The 13,857-nt window shown below is 64.9% G+C and carries 8 protein-coding genes; 3 read left to right on the forward strand and 5 right to left on the reverse strand.

Annotated features, from left to right (window positions below):
* Window positions 1-616 (reverse strand): hypothetical protein (locus EJV46_RS01155; RefSeq protein WP_165585266.1); only part of this gene is annotated, 616 nt, incomplete at its 3' end.
* 328 nt (window positions 617-944) lie between these two features.
* Here EJV46_RS01155 and EJV46_RS01160 point away from each other — a divergent pair.
* Genes EJV46_RS01160 through EJV46_RS01170 form a run of 3 tightly spaced genes read left to right on the forward strand, consistent with a single transcriptional unit; the run spans window position 945 to window position 3,171 of the window.
* Entirely contained in the window at window positions 945-1,442 is a 498-nt protein-coding gene (locus EJV46_RS01160; protein ID WP_131546762.1) for a DUF2924 domain-containing protein, read from the forward strand.
* Window positions 1,439-2,791 (forward strand): recombinase family protein, encoded by a 1,353-nt coding sequence (locus tag EJV46_RS01165; RefSeq protein WP_131546763.1) that lies wholly within the window; start codon window positions 1,439-1,441, stop codon window positions 2,789-2,791. Before EJV46_RS01160 ends, EJV46_RS01165 begins: the two co-directional genes overlap by 4 nt.
* Complete coding sequence (locus EJV46_RS01170; protein ID WP_206020670.1) at window positions 2,788-3,171, forward strand: hypothetical protein; 384 nt, start codon at window positions 2,788-2,790, stop codon at window positions 3,169-3,171. Before EJV46_RS01165 ends, EJV46_RS01170 begins: the two co-directional genes overlap by 4 nt.
* A 93-nt stretch (window positions 3,172-3,264) precedes the next feature.
* Here EJV46_RS01170 and EJV46_RS01175 read toward each other — a convergent pair whose 3' ends face one another.
* The 4 genes from EJV46_RS01175 to EJV46_RS01190 are packed head-to-tail and all read right to left on the reverse strand — an operon-like array spanning window position 3,265 to window position 13,133.
* On the reverse strand, window positions 3,265-7,056 hold the full coding sequence (locus EJV46_RS01175; RefSeq protein WP_131546764.1) for a hypothetical protein: 3,792 nt from the start codon (window positions 7,054-7,056) through the stop codon (window positions 3,265-3,267).
* Window positions 7,057-7,113: 57 nt separating this feature from the next.
* Window positions 7,114-10,305 carry a DEAD/DEAH box helicase family protein gene (locus tag EJV46_RS01180; RefSeq protein ID WP_131546765.1) on the reverse strand — a complete coding sequence of 1,064 codons (3,192 nt, stop codon included), beginning with the start codon at window positions 10,303-10,305 and terminating at the stop codon, window positions 7,114-7,116.
* Between the two features lie 4 nt (window positions 10,306-10,309).
* Complete coding sequence (locus EJV46_RS01185) at window positions 10,310-11,629, reverse strand: hypothetical protein (protein WP_131546766.1); 1,320 nt, start codon at window positions 11,627-11,629, stop codon at window positions 10,310-10,312.
* Entirely contained in the window at window positions 11,559-13,133 is a 1,575-nt protein-coding gene (locus tag EJV46_RS01190; protein WP_165585267.1) for a site-specific DNA-methyltransferase, read from the reverse strand. The genes EJV46_RS01185 and EJV46_RS01190 overlap by 71 nt, the downstream gene beginning before the upstream one ends.
* Between the last annotated feature and the right edge of the window lie 724 nt (window positions 13,134-13,857).

Below are 13,857 nucleotides of genomic sequence, written 5' to 3' on the forward strand. Positions count from 1 at the left end.
CGGCGGCCGAGTAAATCTCCGTCACATGAACCGCGATCGTTCGCAGAGCCGGCGCAGGCCGCCCGGGATGCCTAGCAGCGAAGAGCCTCCGAAGCTCGAACGCCTCCATCTCTTGGCCTTTGTGCCGGGTCGTCAGGCGTTCGGTGGCAATGACGATCATCTCTTCCAGCGGGAATTTAGGCCGGCCTCGCTTGCCCCCTTCGGTGCTCGCCGCCCTATCAGCGTTGGCAAACGCAGGCGCTTCAGCTGCGGCAGCCACTCGACGTGCCGGACGGATGCTGATGGAGCCGAAGCGGTACTCGGCGATCTTGATCGCGTTGCGATCCAGGTCGAAGACCATGTCTGCCGCCCAAACGTCAGGGATGGCTTGCGACATGGTGAGGCGTTCTGGCGCCAACTGTACGCCCGTCATGCTCAGCTTTCCGCTCTCGATGAGCTGCCTGAAGCTTCGCTCGAGGACCGACCAGGCGTTTCGCAGGTTTGGATGTGTCAGCATCCCGCCTATCCAGTCGGAGCCGGTCGGGCGCCTCAAGAGGTCTGGAGGCCCAAGCAGCGGAAGCCCGGTGTTGCGGTGCTGCGGAAGCGTCAGGCTCGCCTCCTGTTCGAGGACCGCCATGACAAGGCTCCGATCGCAATACCGAACCAGCGCCTGACGGACAGAGAGGCCTTCCTCCTCCTCGATAGGGGAGGAAAATTCCACGGGCGAAGTCACCTATACTTTCGCTCCCATTCCAATGGGGTCTGCGAGTGAACCAAGACCAGTCGCTGGCCCACCTGCCTCCCCATCTCCGCGAGGTCTGCGACCTGCTGGCCCGCGGCCTAGTGCGGCTGCGGAGTCGCACTGCGGATGATATCGCGCGTGACCTCGGGGTCCAGAGAGACAGTTCGCTACACTTCAGCGGGGACCAGAGCGGTCATGCGCCGCCCGAGGAGGGGCAACTCGCATGACCCGAAATGCCGGACGGACAGCCGCCGCCACGCCGACCATTCCTGCCATCCCGAAGACCGACGTGCTCGGCCGGCTGGCCTGGATCCAGACCGCGCCGATCGCCGAGCTGAAGGAGCAGTGGCGCCAGCTCTACGGCAAGGAGCCGCCACCGTTCAGTCGATCCTACATCACCAGCCGGCTGGCCTATCGGATCCAGGAACTGGCTTATGGCGGATTGAGGCCCGAGACCCGGGCCAGGCTGGAGGCGCTGGGGGAACAGCTGGATGGCGGGAACGTGGTGCTACGGCGGATCCGGGCAGACCACCGACCGCTCCCAGGCACGCGGCTGCTGCGGGAGTGGAAAGGCGTGCAACACGTCGTCACCGTCCGCGCTGACGACTTCGAATTCGAGGGCCGGCCCTACCGGTCGCTCTCCGCCATCGCGCGGCACATCACGGGCACCCGGTGGAACGGGTGGACCTTCTTTGGCCTCCGCGGGCGAGGTGAGGCATGACCCGTCGGGCACGTCATGAGGCCCCACTCCCTGCCTCCGCGAAGAAGATCCGCTGCGGGGTCTACACCCGCAAGAGCACGGAGGAGGGGCTGGACAAGGAGTTCAACACGCTGGACGCGCAGCGGGACGCCTGTGAGGCCTATGTGCTGTCACAGCGGGCCGAGGGCTGGGTGCTGGTGCCGGACCGCTATGACGACGGCGGCTTCTCCGGTGGGAATCTGGACCGGCCGGCACTGAGGCGGCTGCTGGCCGACATCGAGCAGGGCCGGGTCGATGTGATCGTGGTCTACAAGATCGACCGGTTGAGCCGTTCGCTGATGGATTTCGCGAAGCTGGTCGATACGATTGAGGCGCACGGCGTGACCTTCGTCAGCGTCACTCAGAGCTTTAGCACGACCACCAGCATGGGCCGGCTGACGCTGAACATCCTGCTCAGCTTCGCGCAGTTCGAGCGAGAGGTGATCGGGGAGCGGATCCGGGACAAGTTCGCGGCGAGTCGAGCCCGCGGCATGTGGATGGGGGGCAAGGTGCCGCTCGGCTACGACGTCGCCAACCGCAAGCTGGTCGTGAACGACACCGAAGCGGCGCGGGTGCGCCGAGTGTTCGAGATCTTCGCCGAGACCGGGTCCGGCATCGAGACGGTGGCTCGCCTTCGCGCGGAACGCGCCACCAGCAAGGCTGGTCGGCCCTTGGACAAGGGCGACGTCTATAAGCTGCTGAACAACCGGACCTATGTCGGCGAGGCCGCGCACAAGGGGCAGGTCTATCCTGGCGAGCACCAGGCGATCGTGCCGCGGGATCTATGGGACCGGGCGCATGCCGTGCTGCAGATCAGCCCGCGGGTGCGTGCCAACCAGAACCGGGCGCAAACGCCGGCGCTGCTCAAGGGGCTGATCTTCGGGGTAGATGGCCGGGCGCTGTCGCCGACGCACGCCAGGAAGAACGGCCGGCTATACCGGTACTATGTGGCTCAGCGGGTCCTGAAGGGGGATGCCGCCGGCGACGACAGCATCTTGCGCAGGGTGTCGGCGGCGGAGATCGAGACGGCGGTGATTGACCAGGTCCGCGCCCTGCTGCGCCAGCCGGAAATCGTAGTCGGCACCTGGCGGGCGGCGCGCAAGGAGGCGCCGGATCTGACCGAGGGCGAAACCCATGACGCCCTGCACCGCTTCGATGCACTATGGGATCAGCTATTCCCGGCAGAGCAAATGCGGATCGTCCGGTCGTTGGTCGAGGGCGTGGTGGTTGGCCCCGGCGGCGCGGACATCCGGCTGCGGCTGGATGGGCTCGGCGGCCTCGTCCGCGATCTGACCGCCATCGCGCCGGATGCCTTGAGGGCGGCGGCATGACGGCCGCGACCAGCATCACGGTCCGGGTGCCGCTGGCCATCCGGCACAGACCGGGCGGGAAGACGGTCGTGACGCCGATGGCTGATGCCGGCGCGGGGCCTGTCACAACGCGCGCCGACCCGGCGCTGGTGAAAGCGCTAGCTCGGGCGTTCCGGTACCAACGCCTGTTGGACAATGTAGTCTACTGCTCGGTCACCGACATGGCGGCCGCGGAGAGGATCGACCGCGGCTACCTCGGGCGCCTGCTACAGCTCACGCTGCTTTCTCCAGACCTCGTCGAGGACATTCTGGAGGGGCGAGAGATGCATGGCGTGGGTCTACTCATCTGCTTTCATGCGCATCGGCGGTCTGGCATCAACAGCGGGCTAGTCTCGATCTGAGCAGGCGACCATCGCATCCGGCGAGTGACGCGGCAAAGCACAAATAGACTTGATGACCCTGCCGGACGCGGCCGATGGTGCGCAGTCGAAAGCTCACCCCTCCATAAACCGTTGCTGTGCCTCAATGTCCTCTCGCTCAGCATGATGCTCCCAGCTTTCAGCAATGCGCGCGAGCATGCCCGCTGTCCGCGGCCAGGCGGTCGAAACATCCGCCCATTGCCGTGCCTGCACGGCGAGCGCTCGTTCGGCACCACCGCCCTCATACGGATCTTTGGAGAAGACCCCACGCATATTAAAGCGTTCTACTTGAACGCCGCGTTCCAACTCGTCGCTTGCGACCTCCTCGATCACCTCGCGCACCGCCCTATGCGGCCACGCCTCATCGGAAGGGTCATGTGGCGCATGCGCCAAAACCTTGCCGATATATTGAGCTCCGATCTTTGCCCGATCCGCTTCGATCGTAAGTCGCAAGGCCTCCGTCACCCAAACTCGCAAAGCGGGCGCATCCACTTCGGTGCCGACGCGGCCCGGCACTTCGCGGAAGGCTTCTAAGGCGCGGAACGCGGCACGAGCTTGCTGGCGAAGCGTCTCGTTTGGCTCCGGACGCTCACCCGATGCGGGAAAGAACACCGTATTAATCAGGGAGACGAAAAGCTCGGGATTCCCAGCCATTGTCTCAAAGAGAACTAGCCGCTGCTTCGGCTTTCCCGCGCTCGTCAGGAGAGATAAGTACGCGAACTCGCGTCTGGCGATGTCAGCGCGATCGACATCGCTGCGCGCCCTTAGCCGCTCAAAGACCTGCTCGACTGCGTACACGAAGCTAGTGCCAATAGATTCACCTGAGGCATTAATCTCCGGGATGGCTCCGTCGAGGGCTCTGAGCGTCAGGTCAGAGGAAATGGGCAGGCTGCGGGCTTGAGCTAGGAGTGCCGGAATGGCCCTTCCGACATTCAGCAGTTTCTGGACCGCGCGCTCGACGAGGGCAGGATTGCTGTCAGGCAAAAGCCACGGAGACTTCTGTTTCCAGTACGTGTCATCGACATCCTTGCCGAGTGACGCGACGAAATCCCAAGCTGCTTCGTCGTCTGGTAGCCCCTGAAGCAGGACAGCGAGGTCAGTCGATGAAAGCACGCTCTGTTCAGTGCGCAGGAGCGTTCTCCATTCGTCACCGAAATGCCGCTCTCCGACACTTGAGAGGCCACCAGCAAGTCCAGCGGCGCGAGGCGTTCCGCGCGCGAGAGCGCTGAGGCAAAACGCGAGAATCGCCTTTGCTGTGGGCAGAGCGTTGCCTGTAACCCGGACGAGATCCCACGTATTGGTCAACTCGTCGGCGAGCCGGAGTACGCCGGCCTCTCCCTCCGCCGTGAGAAGATCGCGCACGGCCCCCGCTCGCAGCTCTTCCAACCGTTCGCGCGTGAGCGGCGATTCTCCGGGTGCGATAATTAGTTCAGGCAAGCTTTCCGCAAATAGCGGAAGTGTGCGGGCGACGACGTCCTCGGGCTCCCACTTCTGAACCAGAGACACAAGCCGCTCAAGTGGCGCCCCGCGCAGGGCCCAGGCGGTGTCCTGGAAGCCGGCGTGCCTCGCGGTGGTTGCGCGGAGGCAGTCCCAGACCTGCTGGCGATCCACCGAAGGCAGCGCTGCGAGGGCTGTGTCCAGGATTGAAACGGCTTCCTCGTGCTCCTCCCGCGGGAGATCGGGCAGTCGCGGAATGAGCTCGAGCCATCGGGATCGACTGGTGCCGACGAGACGGAGCGCCGCCTGAGCGGCGGCTCGATGCACCGCAATCGTCTCCGTCGTCGGCGCCCCAGCCTCGTTCGCCCCGGCTTCCCTGATCTTCGGGCGCGACGTGGGCGAGCTGGTGGAGTGCATCTCGGGCAGAAGGCGAAGGGAAAGATCCCAGCCCACCTTGTCGTCCGTGCGTACGACCGCTTGCATTACTGCAAGGCGTTTCGCCACAGGCGCATCGGTGTGCGGTAGCCACGGCAACAAAATCTCGCGCAGGCTGTTGATCGGCCTATTTCCGAGCTTGCCGCCTGGGTCGAACGCCGCGAGTCGGGCCAGCAGGATCGCGACGCGCGGCAGGAGGTTCGGATCCCAGGCGAGTACCTCAAGGGCCCAGAGTAGGTAGGTGTGCCGCGCGTCGGGCGTGATAAAGGCGGTGCGCTCACGGAAGAGCGGAGCGACGGCCCCCGCGCCACCGTCAAGAAGACGAGCGACCGCCGCGACGAAAGGGGCCGGTGCAGCCTCTGCGAGGAGCGGCAGCGCACCCCGTAGACTCGCCAGGAGCGCTGCGTCCGTGGCAAGGCCGGGAAGGGATTCCAACATCCCACCCACCCAGGCCTCCGGCCCGCCAACGGCGGCTAGGCTGGCACCAAAAGCCGCAGGCTCGTGCATCGTAGCCGCTAGTACGAGGGTCATCGCCATCCCCTCCCTGAGCCAGGCGGACCTGTTCAGTCCACGTCCGGCCATGAGAAGAGCATCATCGTCAAGTTCAAGGTTTGTATCGCGCTCGCCAAGCACGTCGCAGCAGCTTGCCCTGAAGCGGCCGAGGTGCAGGCCGTCGGCGAGCGCGCCAAGCAGCACGAAAGCGTCCATCGGTGCGCGGACCTTCCACACGGTGCCAGCGCGCTCAAGCGGCGGGTCGTCCATTGCAAGTAGATGCTGAATGCGCGCCTCGAATTCCTCGTAGGACGAAGCATCTGAAAGCGTCGCCAGGACGGACCGGTCCCCTTCCACTGAGGCGTCCCAGGCCCCGGCAAGTAGCGCAGCGATTAGCCCAGTTCCTTGTGCATTGTCGGCCCAGGCCGGCCGATTGGACGTGCCACCAGGCCGCACTCGGGTGAGCACAGTGACGCTGCTCCCGCATCCGGCGGCGAGCTGCGCAGCAAGCAGGTGATCAACACTGCCACCCAATGACAGCGCCTCGGCGAATACGTGCCGCGGGGGCCGTGTGAGCTGGACGTAGCTGCCGCCATGGCCCTGCGCGCGGCCCGATGCGATAATCGTCGGGCCGTGCTGCACGAGTAAGCCAGCTCGTGTCGCTGCATTATTCGTTGGGAAGAAAATGAGGCCAGTAGCGAGATCGCCACGACGTACGAGCTCCGTTACTGCCTCTGGTGTTCTGAGACCAAGAGCGCGCGCGTGCAAAACGGCCCGGACTTCCGGCTTAGCCAACCGAAGGGCAGCAATTGCGAATGCCAACGCCTCTTCGGCGGAATCGGCGGCTATCTCGATTCGGTCGGGCTGCAATGTGGAAAGGCGCTGAACGATGGACGCGGCCTGGTCAGCGCGCCCGGCCAGGAGGAGTTGCTCGGTGATGGTGAGGGAGCAGCCGCTCGCATACTCCCGCCACAACTCGTCGGTCGACGCGACACCGGGTGGGTACGCGCCGAAGAATCCGGAGGCCCAGTGCGCCGCGACGCCTGGCGCGAGGCCGAGCCAGTGCTTCAGCTTGCCGCCATCGACTACGCGCACATCTTTCCAGCCCTTACCTTTGGCGAGTTCGGCCTCCCACTGGTCGAGCCTCACCCTGGGAGTATCGTAGGTACGGGGTGTGACAAACACGAAGGTCGTCTGCGCGCGTTGCGCGGCGTCGAGGGCCTTGGTCCGTTTGGTTAGATCCTCCGCAGCCTTAGACTTGAAGTCTGGCTCGCAGCCGAATTCCCATACCGAGTGTCCGGCCGGGACGAACGGATCTGCGCCCCTAGACATAAGTACGCCATCGAAGCCGCGTACCTGGCCCGCTTCTCCTGATAGGAACCGCGCGTGTACGGGAGTTTCAGATGTGGCGAGGATAAGGTCGTAGATCAGGGCTGGGAGAAGATCCCGGGCGTCCTTCCTTCCGGCAAAGGTGTCCAGGTGATTCTTGTCGATCCAGTCCATTAGATCTCCTGACCCGCGGATGCAGTTCCGGCGACTATGCGCGAGGAAAAATCCGAATCACGCGGCAGACTCAGTTCCCCACTGCTGCACGAGATACGCCAGCTCCCGCTCCAGCATCTGCGGGTTCCGGCATACGTGGAAAGCCCAGCGCCCGAGCTTCCCCCAGTTGTTCACCGCACGCACCCAGCGCCGCGCGCCTTCGTGCTTGGCGGTCGTCTGATTGTCCTCGAAGCCCTTTACTTCCAGCACCAGCGTCACGTCCGGCTCACCATCCGGTGTCGCCATGCGTATAAGGAAGTCGGGCTCGTAGCCATGATCGACACCGAGGAATTCATACGGGATGCTTAGGTCCATCCCCTCATTTCGCGCGTAGAAGCGGATGACGCCCTGCTGCGCGGCTTGTTCCAGGCGGAAGGCCGCGCTTTGCTCCCACGCGGCGGTGTCGGCGACGACATGACCGATGTGGCTCGCCATCGTCGCGAACACTGGGCGCTTCGTACGGAACTCCACGCCCGCGGTGCTGCCAATCTCCTGCGTGCGGTTCAGCAAGGGCAGCAGCGGCGGCTCGCCGGATGAGTCGTCCGGCTGGATGGCGTCGCGCACCCGCTCAACCACCTGCCGCGCGTACTTTTCGAGGCCAAGCTCCGGCTCCGGCGCGCCGTTGAAGTCCACCTTCCGGCGCACGTATTCCTCGACCACGCGGAACACCTGCGGGAACAACGCGTGGCGTGACTGCAGCGCAAAGACGCGCCGCTTGCGCCCCTCGGCACCAGCCGTCCCCGCCTGCGTCAGCTCCTCGACAATTCGCTGTGCCGCCTGGAATAGGATCGTCTGGAGGTGGACGGAGGCATAGTAGGCTTCGCGGTTCTGCTGGTGAAAGCCGAAGGGCGACTGCGTCTCCGCCACGCCGCCGCCGACCTGCACGCCCACCTGCGGCCGCACGAAGGTGCCGGTGGGCTCGCGGTTCGGCTCGATGCGCAGCGGCTCCATGGCGCCGACATCGCAGCGGATCAGGTTGCGGCGAAGCGCGAAAGCATAGCCCTCTACCACCGGGAAGCGGATCTCCATCGCTTCCCTCTCGGGCAGAGCCTTCACCAGGTTGGGCGGGGTGTCATCGGGCTCGGGCTTATTAACCGGCCTCCCTCGGAACGGGATGACCGAGAACGGCACGCCATAGACGTCGCAGTATTCCTCGGTCAGCAGCCCCGTCGCCGGGTCTGGATTGTAGTCCATCCGCCGCAGACCGCGGCCCACCACCTGCTCGCACAGCAACTGGCTCGTGAAGGCGCGCAACCCGAGGATCTGCGTGACGGTGTTGGCGTCCCATCCTTCCGTCAGCATGGCCACCGAGACGACGCAGCGAACGTGTTCGCCGGGTTCCCCGGCTTTGCCTACCGTGGCGACGACGCGGCGCAGTTCCTCGGCCGCATCGGCCTTCTTCTTGCTGGTCCCGCTGCCCCCAGCCTCAGCCTGGGCTAGCAGCTTGCTGTCAATGCGGATGGTGACTTTCCGCTCTGCCGTGTTGCTGAACAGCTCGGGGAAGACCTCGCCCTGCCCGTAGACGATGCGTGGCTTCGGCTTCTTACTCCGCTTGGTCGTGGGCGCCTCGTCCTCGCCCTCCTCCTCTTCGAGAACTTCCTGCACCTCGGCCTCGGTGACCGTTTCGATCACCTGCTCACCGCTGATACGACGGTAGAATTCCTCGGCGATGTCGGTGTTGTCGCAGACGACGATCACGCAGGGCGGCGTCCGGTCCGCGCCGGGCTGGGCCGCCCGGATGCGCTCGAAACGCTCCTTCCACTGACCCATGATCTGGACCAGCGCACCTTGTGCCTCGCGCCAGACCACATCCGGCTTCGGCTTGCCGGAGCGCCCGGGCAGCTTCTCGCCAGGTTGCAGCCCGTCGCGGATGGCCTCCCAAAGGCGGAAGTAGCGCGGGTCCGGCCGCCCCGTCGTGTCCTGTACCGGCAGGCGCGGGATCTTGGTGATGCCGCTCTCGATTGCGTCCACGAGGCCGAAGTCGGAGACGATCCAAGGGAAGGGCTGGCCTTCAGGGTACCCGCTACCCTTGATACGGAAGGGCGTGGCCGAAAGGTCCACCACCATGGAAATGCCAGGCGCCTCGCCTCCGGCAGCATTCAGCCGATCGAGTCCGTCCACCCGGACGGTCGCCTCTCGCGCTTCCTCTTCGAACGCAGTCTTATCGTCGCCGGTCAGGCCTGAGCCGGTTGTGGAACCGGGAACCGGCCGCCAGCAATGGTGGCCCTCATCGTTGATGACCAGGATCGGAAGTCGGTCCGATGCGCTGCCCAAGATGCGGCGCAGGAAATCGGCCGGCGTTTCCTCGCCCTTGTTGACGACGGCATAGGTCTTATCGCCGTCCTTGTGTGGGCTTTCCGGCGCGAAGCGGTGCCAGTTCTCGACGATGACGGTGCCGCGCTGGAGCAACGGCCGCCACTTCGCCGGCACGAGGTTGAAGGCGTCGTAGTAGTTGTCCGGCGCGTCGGGCTTCAGCACGCCCAGACGCTCCTTCACCGTCAGGTTCGGCGCGCAGAGAAGCGCGACATCCGGGTATTCCCGACTCTCCGGGCTGATGCCGCGGTTCACGAAGGCCCAGGTGATGACCATGGCCGCGACCAGCGTCTTGCCGCTGCCGGTGGCCAGCTTGGTGCAAAGGCGGCGCAGCGGCTTCAGCGACGGGTCGGCGGGCTTATCCACCAGGGTCGGGAAGAACTCTGCGCCCTGCGCCAGTTGGAAGGCCGGCCCCGGTCGCACGCCGGTCAGCAGCCGACCGAGATCGTCCGCCGTCACCTTTGGCGCAAAACGCAGGCGGCTGGTGCGGCCCGTGAACCGCATCTCCGCCAGGTAGATGATCGTCTCGACGGCCTCGCGCTGGCCGAAGAACAGGCGGCGCTCGCGATCCTCGCGGCTCCAGTGACGGAGCAATTCGCGCGTCGCCAGGGTGGCGCCGCGGTAGTCGGCCTCCCGCCAGCGGCGCACATCGTCGCGTAGCAGGTTGGGCAGGGGCAAGTCGTCCTGCTGCTCCTGCGCAAGCAGCGACATCTGCGCGCTGCCGGTCCGCTCCGTCTTGTACCAGGAGGCGGGGCGGCGGCCCGGCTCCTTCCGCGCAGCGCCGGTGACGGTGTCGTATTTCCAGTGCTGGTCCGGTTCCTTGTAGGGAGAGCAGAGGATGGGCCGCTCGACCGGCTGGATTGGGATGTCCTGCTGCTGCGGAGACGCTTTTGCCATCGCCTCAGCCCTCCAGCCGATGCAGGCGCATCACCTCATTGCCGCGTGGGTCGATCACCTTCACCGCGACGCAGGCATGCTCTCCCTTCGGAAAGGGCAAGCTGACGGTGCCGGAGAGGGCAGCGAAGGCTTCCTCATCCACCACGCCCTTCAGCGCGGCGCTCAGCTTCGACCAAGCATCCTTGTCCGGGAAGGAGGCCTGGGTGATGCAGAAGCTGCGGCCGTCATAGTCGCTGTCCACGAACCAGGCGGCCACCTTGTCGGCGCGGCTGGGCGTGACCGTGTTGGAAACGGGGTCGTAGATGTCCACGCCCTCCATCACCACGCGCCATTCATCCTTGCCGACCGATTCCAGGGTCGAGCGCGGCTTGCCGAAGACGGTGAAGAGCTGTGCGGCGGGGGCATCCTTCAGCAGGCCGGCCATGCCCGGATTCACATCGGGCCGGATGTTCGCCATGTGAACGCGGAGCTCGGGGTGCTCGGCCTCCTCGATCGCCGCCTGCGCAGCGCCATCGAAGGCGAAGCCGGCAATGACCAGCTCGTCGTAGCCGCGGCGCGATGTGGCGCGGATCAGTTGCTCCACCTGCTTGGCCGTGACCGGTCCGTATTGCGGCCCGAAGGCAATGGCGACCGTGGCACGCCCCTCGGCATCCGCGTCTGTCTCGCCCTGCGGTGCCCAGCGGCCCTCTGCGTGGATGGCCTGCGAGCGGGCGCCCAGTGGTTCGAGGCGCGAGAACTTCATCACGCGATTGTCGAGAAAGCGCACCCCGTCCATTTTCAGCAGGCGCAGCATCTGGTCGAGATAGGCTTCGGCGTTCTGCGGCTCGGCCGCGGCGCGTCCCGCGGCGTCGCCGGCGAAGGTCTCGTCCAGGCTTTCCGGCGCGCCGTCGATCGGGCTTTCGTGCACGGCCTCGTCAAGACTGGTTTCGGCAGGCTGCACGGCTTCAACGGTGAAGGGGCCGGAGACACGGGTTACGCCCCGGACGACCTGCGGCTGGTCCAACAGGTCTTCCGGCTCGGCGGCGTCGGCGATGGCCTTGTCCACCTCCTCCTGCTTTGCGCGCCATGCCGCGCGGTAGGTAGTGATGGCCTGGGCCAGGCCTTCCGGGTGGTCCGGGTCGGTGTCGAACGGAGCCGTCCAATGCTGGAAACCATCTGAGGCCTTCGGCAGGTCCCAGCGGCGGCGATCTGCCTCGGTGACCGCGCGCTTGCCCTCTGCCTTCTGTTTGGCGATCAGCTTGCCGGCAAGGTGACTACGCTGGTTGCTGCCAACCTTGGACAGGGCCGCGTTCAGGTCGGCCGGCGCGCTCGAGGATGGGGTCATGCTTAGCGAAGATTGGGTCGAGGGCAGCGTTCTGCGCGATGGAGCGCAGCGTGATGTGCGGCACAGTCTTGGAGACGAAGCCGCCGGCAACACCGTTTGCCTCATCCTTGAGGCGGTAGTGGTCGAACTTCCCCGTGAGAAGGCGCTGTCGTGCAATCGCGACCGCGACGCGGGAGGTGTCGATGGTGATCCAGCGACGCCCCCATTGTTCCGCAACATAGGCGGTGGTGCCGGAACCACATGTGGGATCGAGGACTAAGTCCCCTGGATCCGTGGTCATTAGCATGCATCGCTCAATGACCTTCGTGCCAGTCTGTACTGCGTAGACCTTATCGTCTGTGAATGCGCCTGTTTGTGTGTCTGTCCATAGATTATTGATTTCTGTGAACGGAAAATCATTGAAGTAGCGGACATAAGCCAGAGAACGAGGAGAGGGCGCGCCGAGCCGGTTTGCGCCTGCTAACCTTTGCAAGCCCGCTACTGTGGTCTTCCAATGGTTGGTCGCTCCCGGATGGAACGTGCCCGCTTCAAACCCGAAGTCGACTGTGCCGGATGGTGTCGCGCCCTGTGATGCAAGATTGTCATGACGGTAGACCCTCAAGCTGTCGGGAAGGGCGTCCAGGTCGACCCGCTCTGGCGTTATCAGAAACCGGCGTTCGCCGGCAGGACCCTCCACACGCGTGTAACGTCCACCGACGTCATCAGCATACCGTCGTTGGTTGAAGAGGGAGCGAATTTTTTGCCGGCGTATGTCTTTCGCAAATACGAGCAAATAATCGCTGGTCTTTCCAATCGCTCTTGCTGTCTGGCTCGCAGTTGTTCGGAAGGTAATCTGCGCACAAAAATTGCCGGAATCGAAAATTTCATCCATCAAGGTCCGCACCCGGTGCACGTTCTCATCGCCGATCTGCACAAATATGCTGCCAGTATCCGACAAGAGGTTTCGTGCCGTGATCAGCCGATCGCGGAGATAGGCGAGGTACGAGTGTACGCCGAGGCGCCATGTGTCACGGTATGCGCGCACCATCTCGGGCTCTCGGGTTAGATCGGCTGCTTTGTCTCCAACGTTGGGCTTCCCCGTCTCCGGCTGGAAGTTGCTACCGAAGCGGATGCCATAGGGCGGGTCCAAGTAAATCATCTGGACCTTGCCGGCGAGGTTCTCCCGCTGCGCGAGGCTGGCCATTACCTGTAGGCTGTCGCCCAGGATCAGCCGGTTCGCCCAGTCCACATCATGCTGGTAGAATTTAACCGCCTGCGCATAGGACAGCGTTGGGTCGGCAAACAGGTCTCGCGTCACATCCTGCCGCGCCGCCGCCCGCAGGATGGCCTGGGTGCTCACACGCTCATGGATGTGGAGCGCCACCGGGTCCACCGCGAAGCCCGGCGTCTCCCGCTTGCCGGCCCATTCTAGCCAGGGCTCGTGCCGCCGCAGCGCCTCGGCCAGCACGGCGGCCTCCTCGGCGGTCAGCTTCTCCCGCGTCGCCTTCTCCAGCAGCGGCGGCAAAGCGTCCGCCCGGCCGGAGGGATCGGCTCGCAGTGCAGGGTCCAGGCGCGGGGAATAAGCGTAGGTGGTCCGCGGCGCGGGTGGTGTCCGGCCCTCGGCCGCAATGGCGGCGGGTGGGTTGTTCGGCCGGGTAGCGCCAGCATGGCGATAGTCCTCGACCGGCAGCGCGCCCTGTTGTTCTGAGGGCTGTGCCCGCCGCCGACCCGCCATTCCCGATTCCCTCTGCAACTCAAGCGGGAGAATAGAGAAAAAAGAGCGGATTGCGCAGTGGTTGCGAGCGTCGAGCTATCCCGATTTTGCGCCTTTTCTCTGGAGGTGCTCGGGCCTTGCAGCGAACAGTTGGAGCCGGGTGGCAAGCGCTCAGGCGGTCTCAGCCCCAACCACAGGCAGGTGCGCGCCGGGAGCTCGGCCATTTTGCTGGTGTTCGAGCTTGTAGACTCGATCGCCCAAGTCCCGAGCTTCGGAGAGAAAATGGCCCTGCGGAGACAGAAAGCCCGGTCGTTTCGACCGCGCAGTATCAACCTCAACTGCGGAAGCACGGCAGACCGCCGCGTGTAGCGGTGCCGACGCCCAAACAGAGAATGAAGTTGGAAGTCCGACTGGAGCAGCGGTAGGAACCGAGACGACAACGTTCTCTGGGGCATTCTCAAAGTTCGTCGGCTCCTCGGCGTACAGGTTCTCAGCCTAGCGCAGAGCGCAAACGTTCGCATTGACTGTCGCCGCG

Source organism: Roseococcus sp. SYP-B2431, from assembly GCF_004336745.1.
In the GTDB taxonomy this organism is placed as follows: Bacteria; Pseudomonadota; Alphaproteobacteria; order Acetobacterales; family Acetobacteraceae; genus Roseococcus.

What these genes read in the sequence shown, in the direction of transcription:
- EJV46_RS01160 (WP_131546762.1), top strand. Translation starts at nt 945, where the DNA reads ATGACCCGAAATGCCGGACGGACAGCCGCCGCCACGCCGACCATTCCT.
- EJV46_RS01165 (WP_131546763.1), top strand. Translation starts at nt 1,439, where the DNA reads ATGACCCGTCGGGCACGTCATGAGGCCCCACTCCCTGCCTCCGCGAAG.
- EJV46_RS01170 (WP_206020670.1), top strand. Translation starts at nt 2,788, where the DNA reads ATGACGGCCGCGACCAGCATCACGGTCCGGGTGCCGCTGGCCATCCGG.
- EJV46_RS01175 (WP_131546764.1), bottom strand. Translation starts at nt 7,056, where the DNA reads ATGGACTGGATCGACAAGAATCACCTGGACACCTTTGCCGGAAGGAAG.
- EJV46_RS01180 (WP_131546765.1), bottom strand. Translation starts at nt 10,305, where the DNA reads ATGGCAAAAGCGTCTCCGCAGCAGCAGGACATCCCAATCCAGCCGGTC.
- EJV46_RS01185 (WP_131546766.1), bottom strand. Translation starts at nt 11,629, where the DNA reads ATGACCCCATCCTCGAGCGCGCCGGCCGACCTGAACGCGGCCCTGTCC.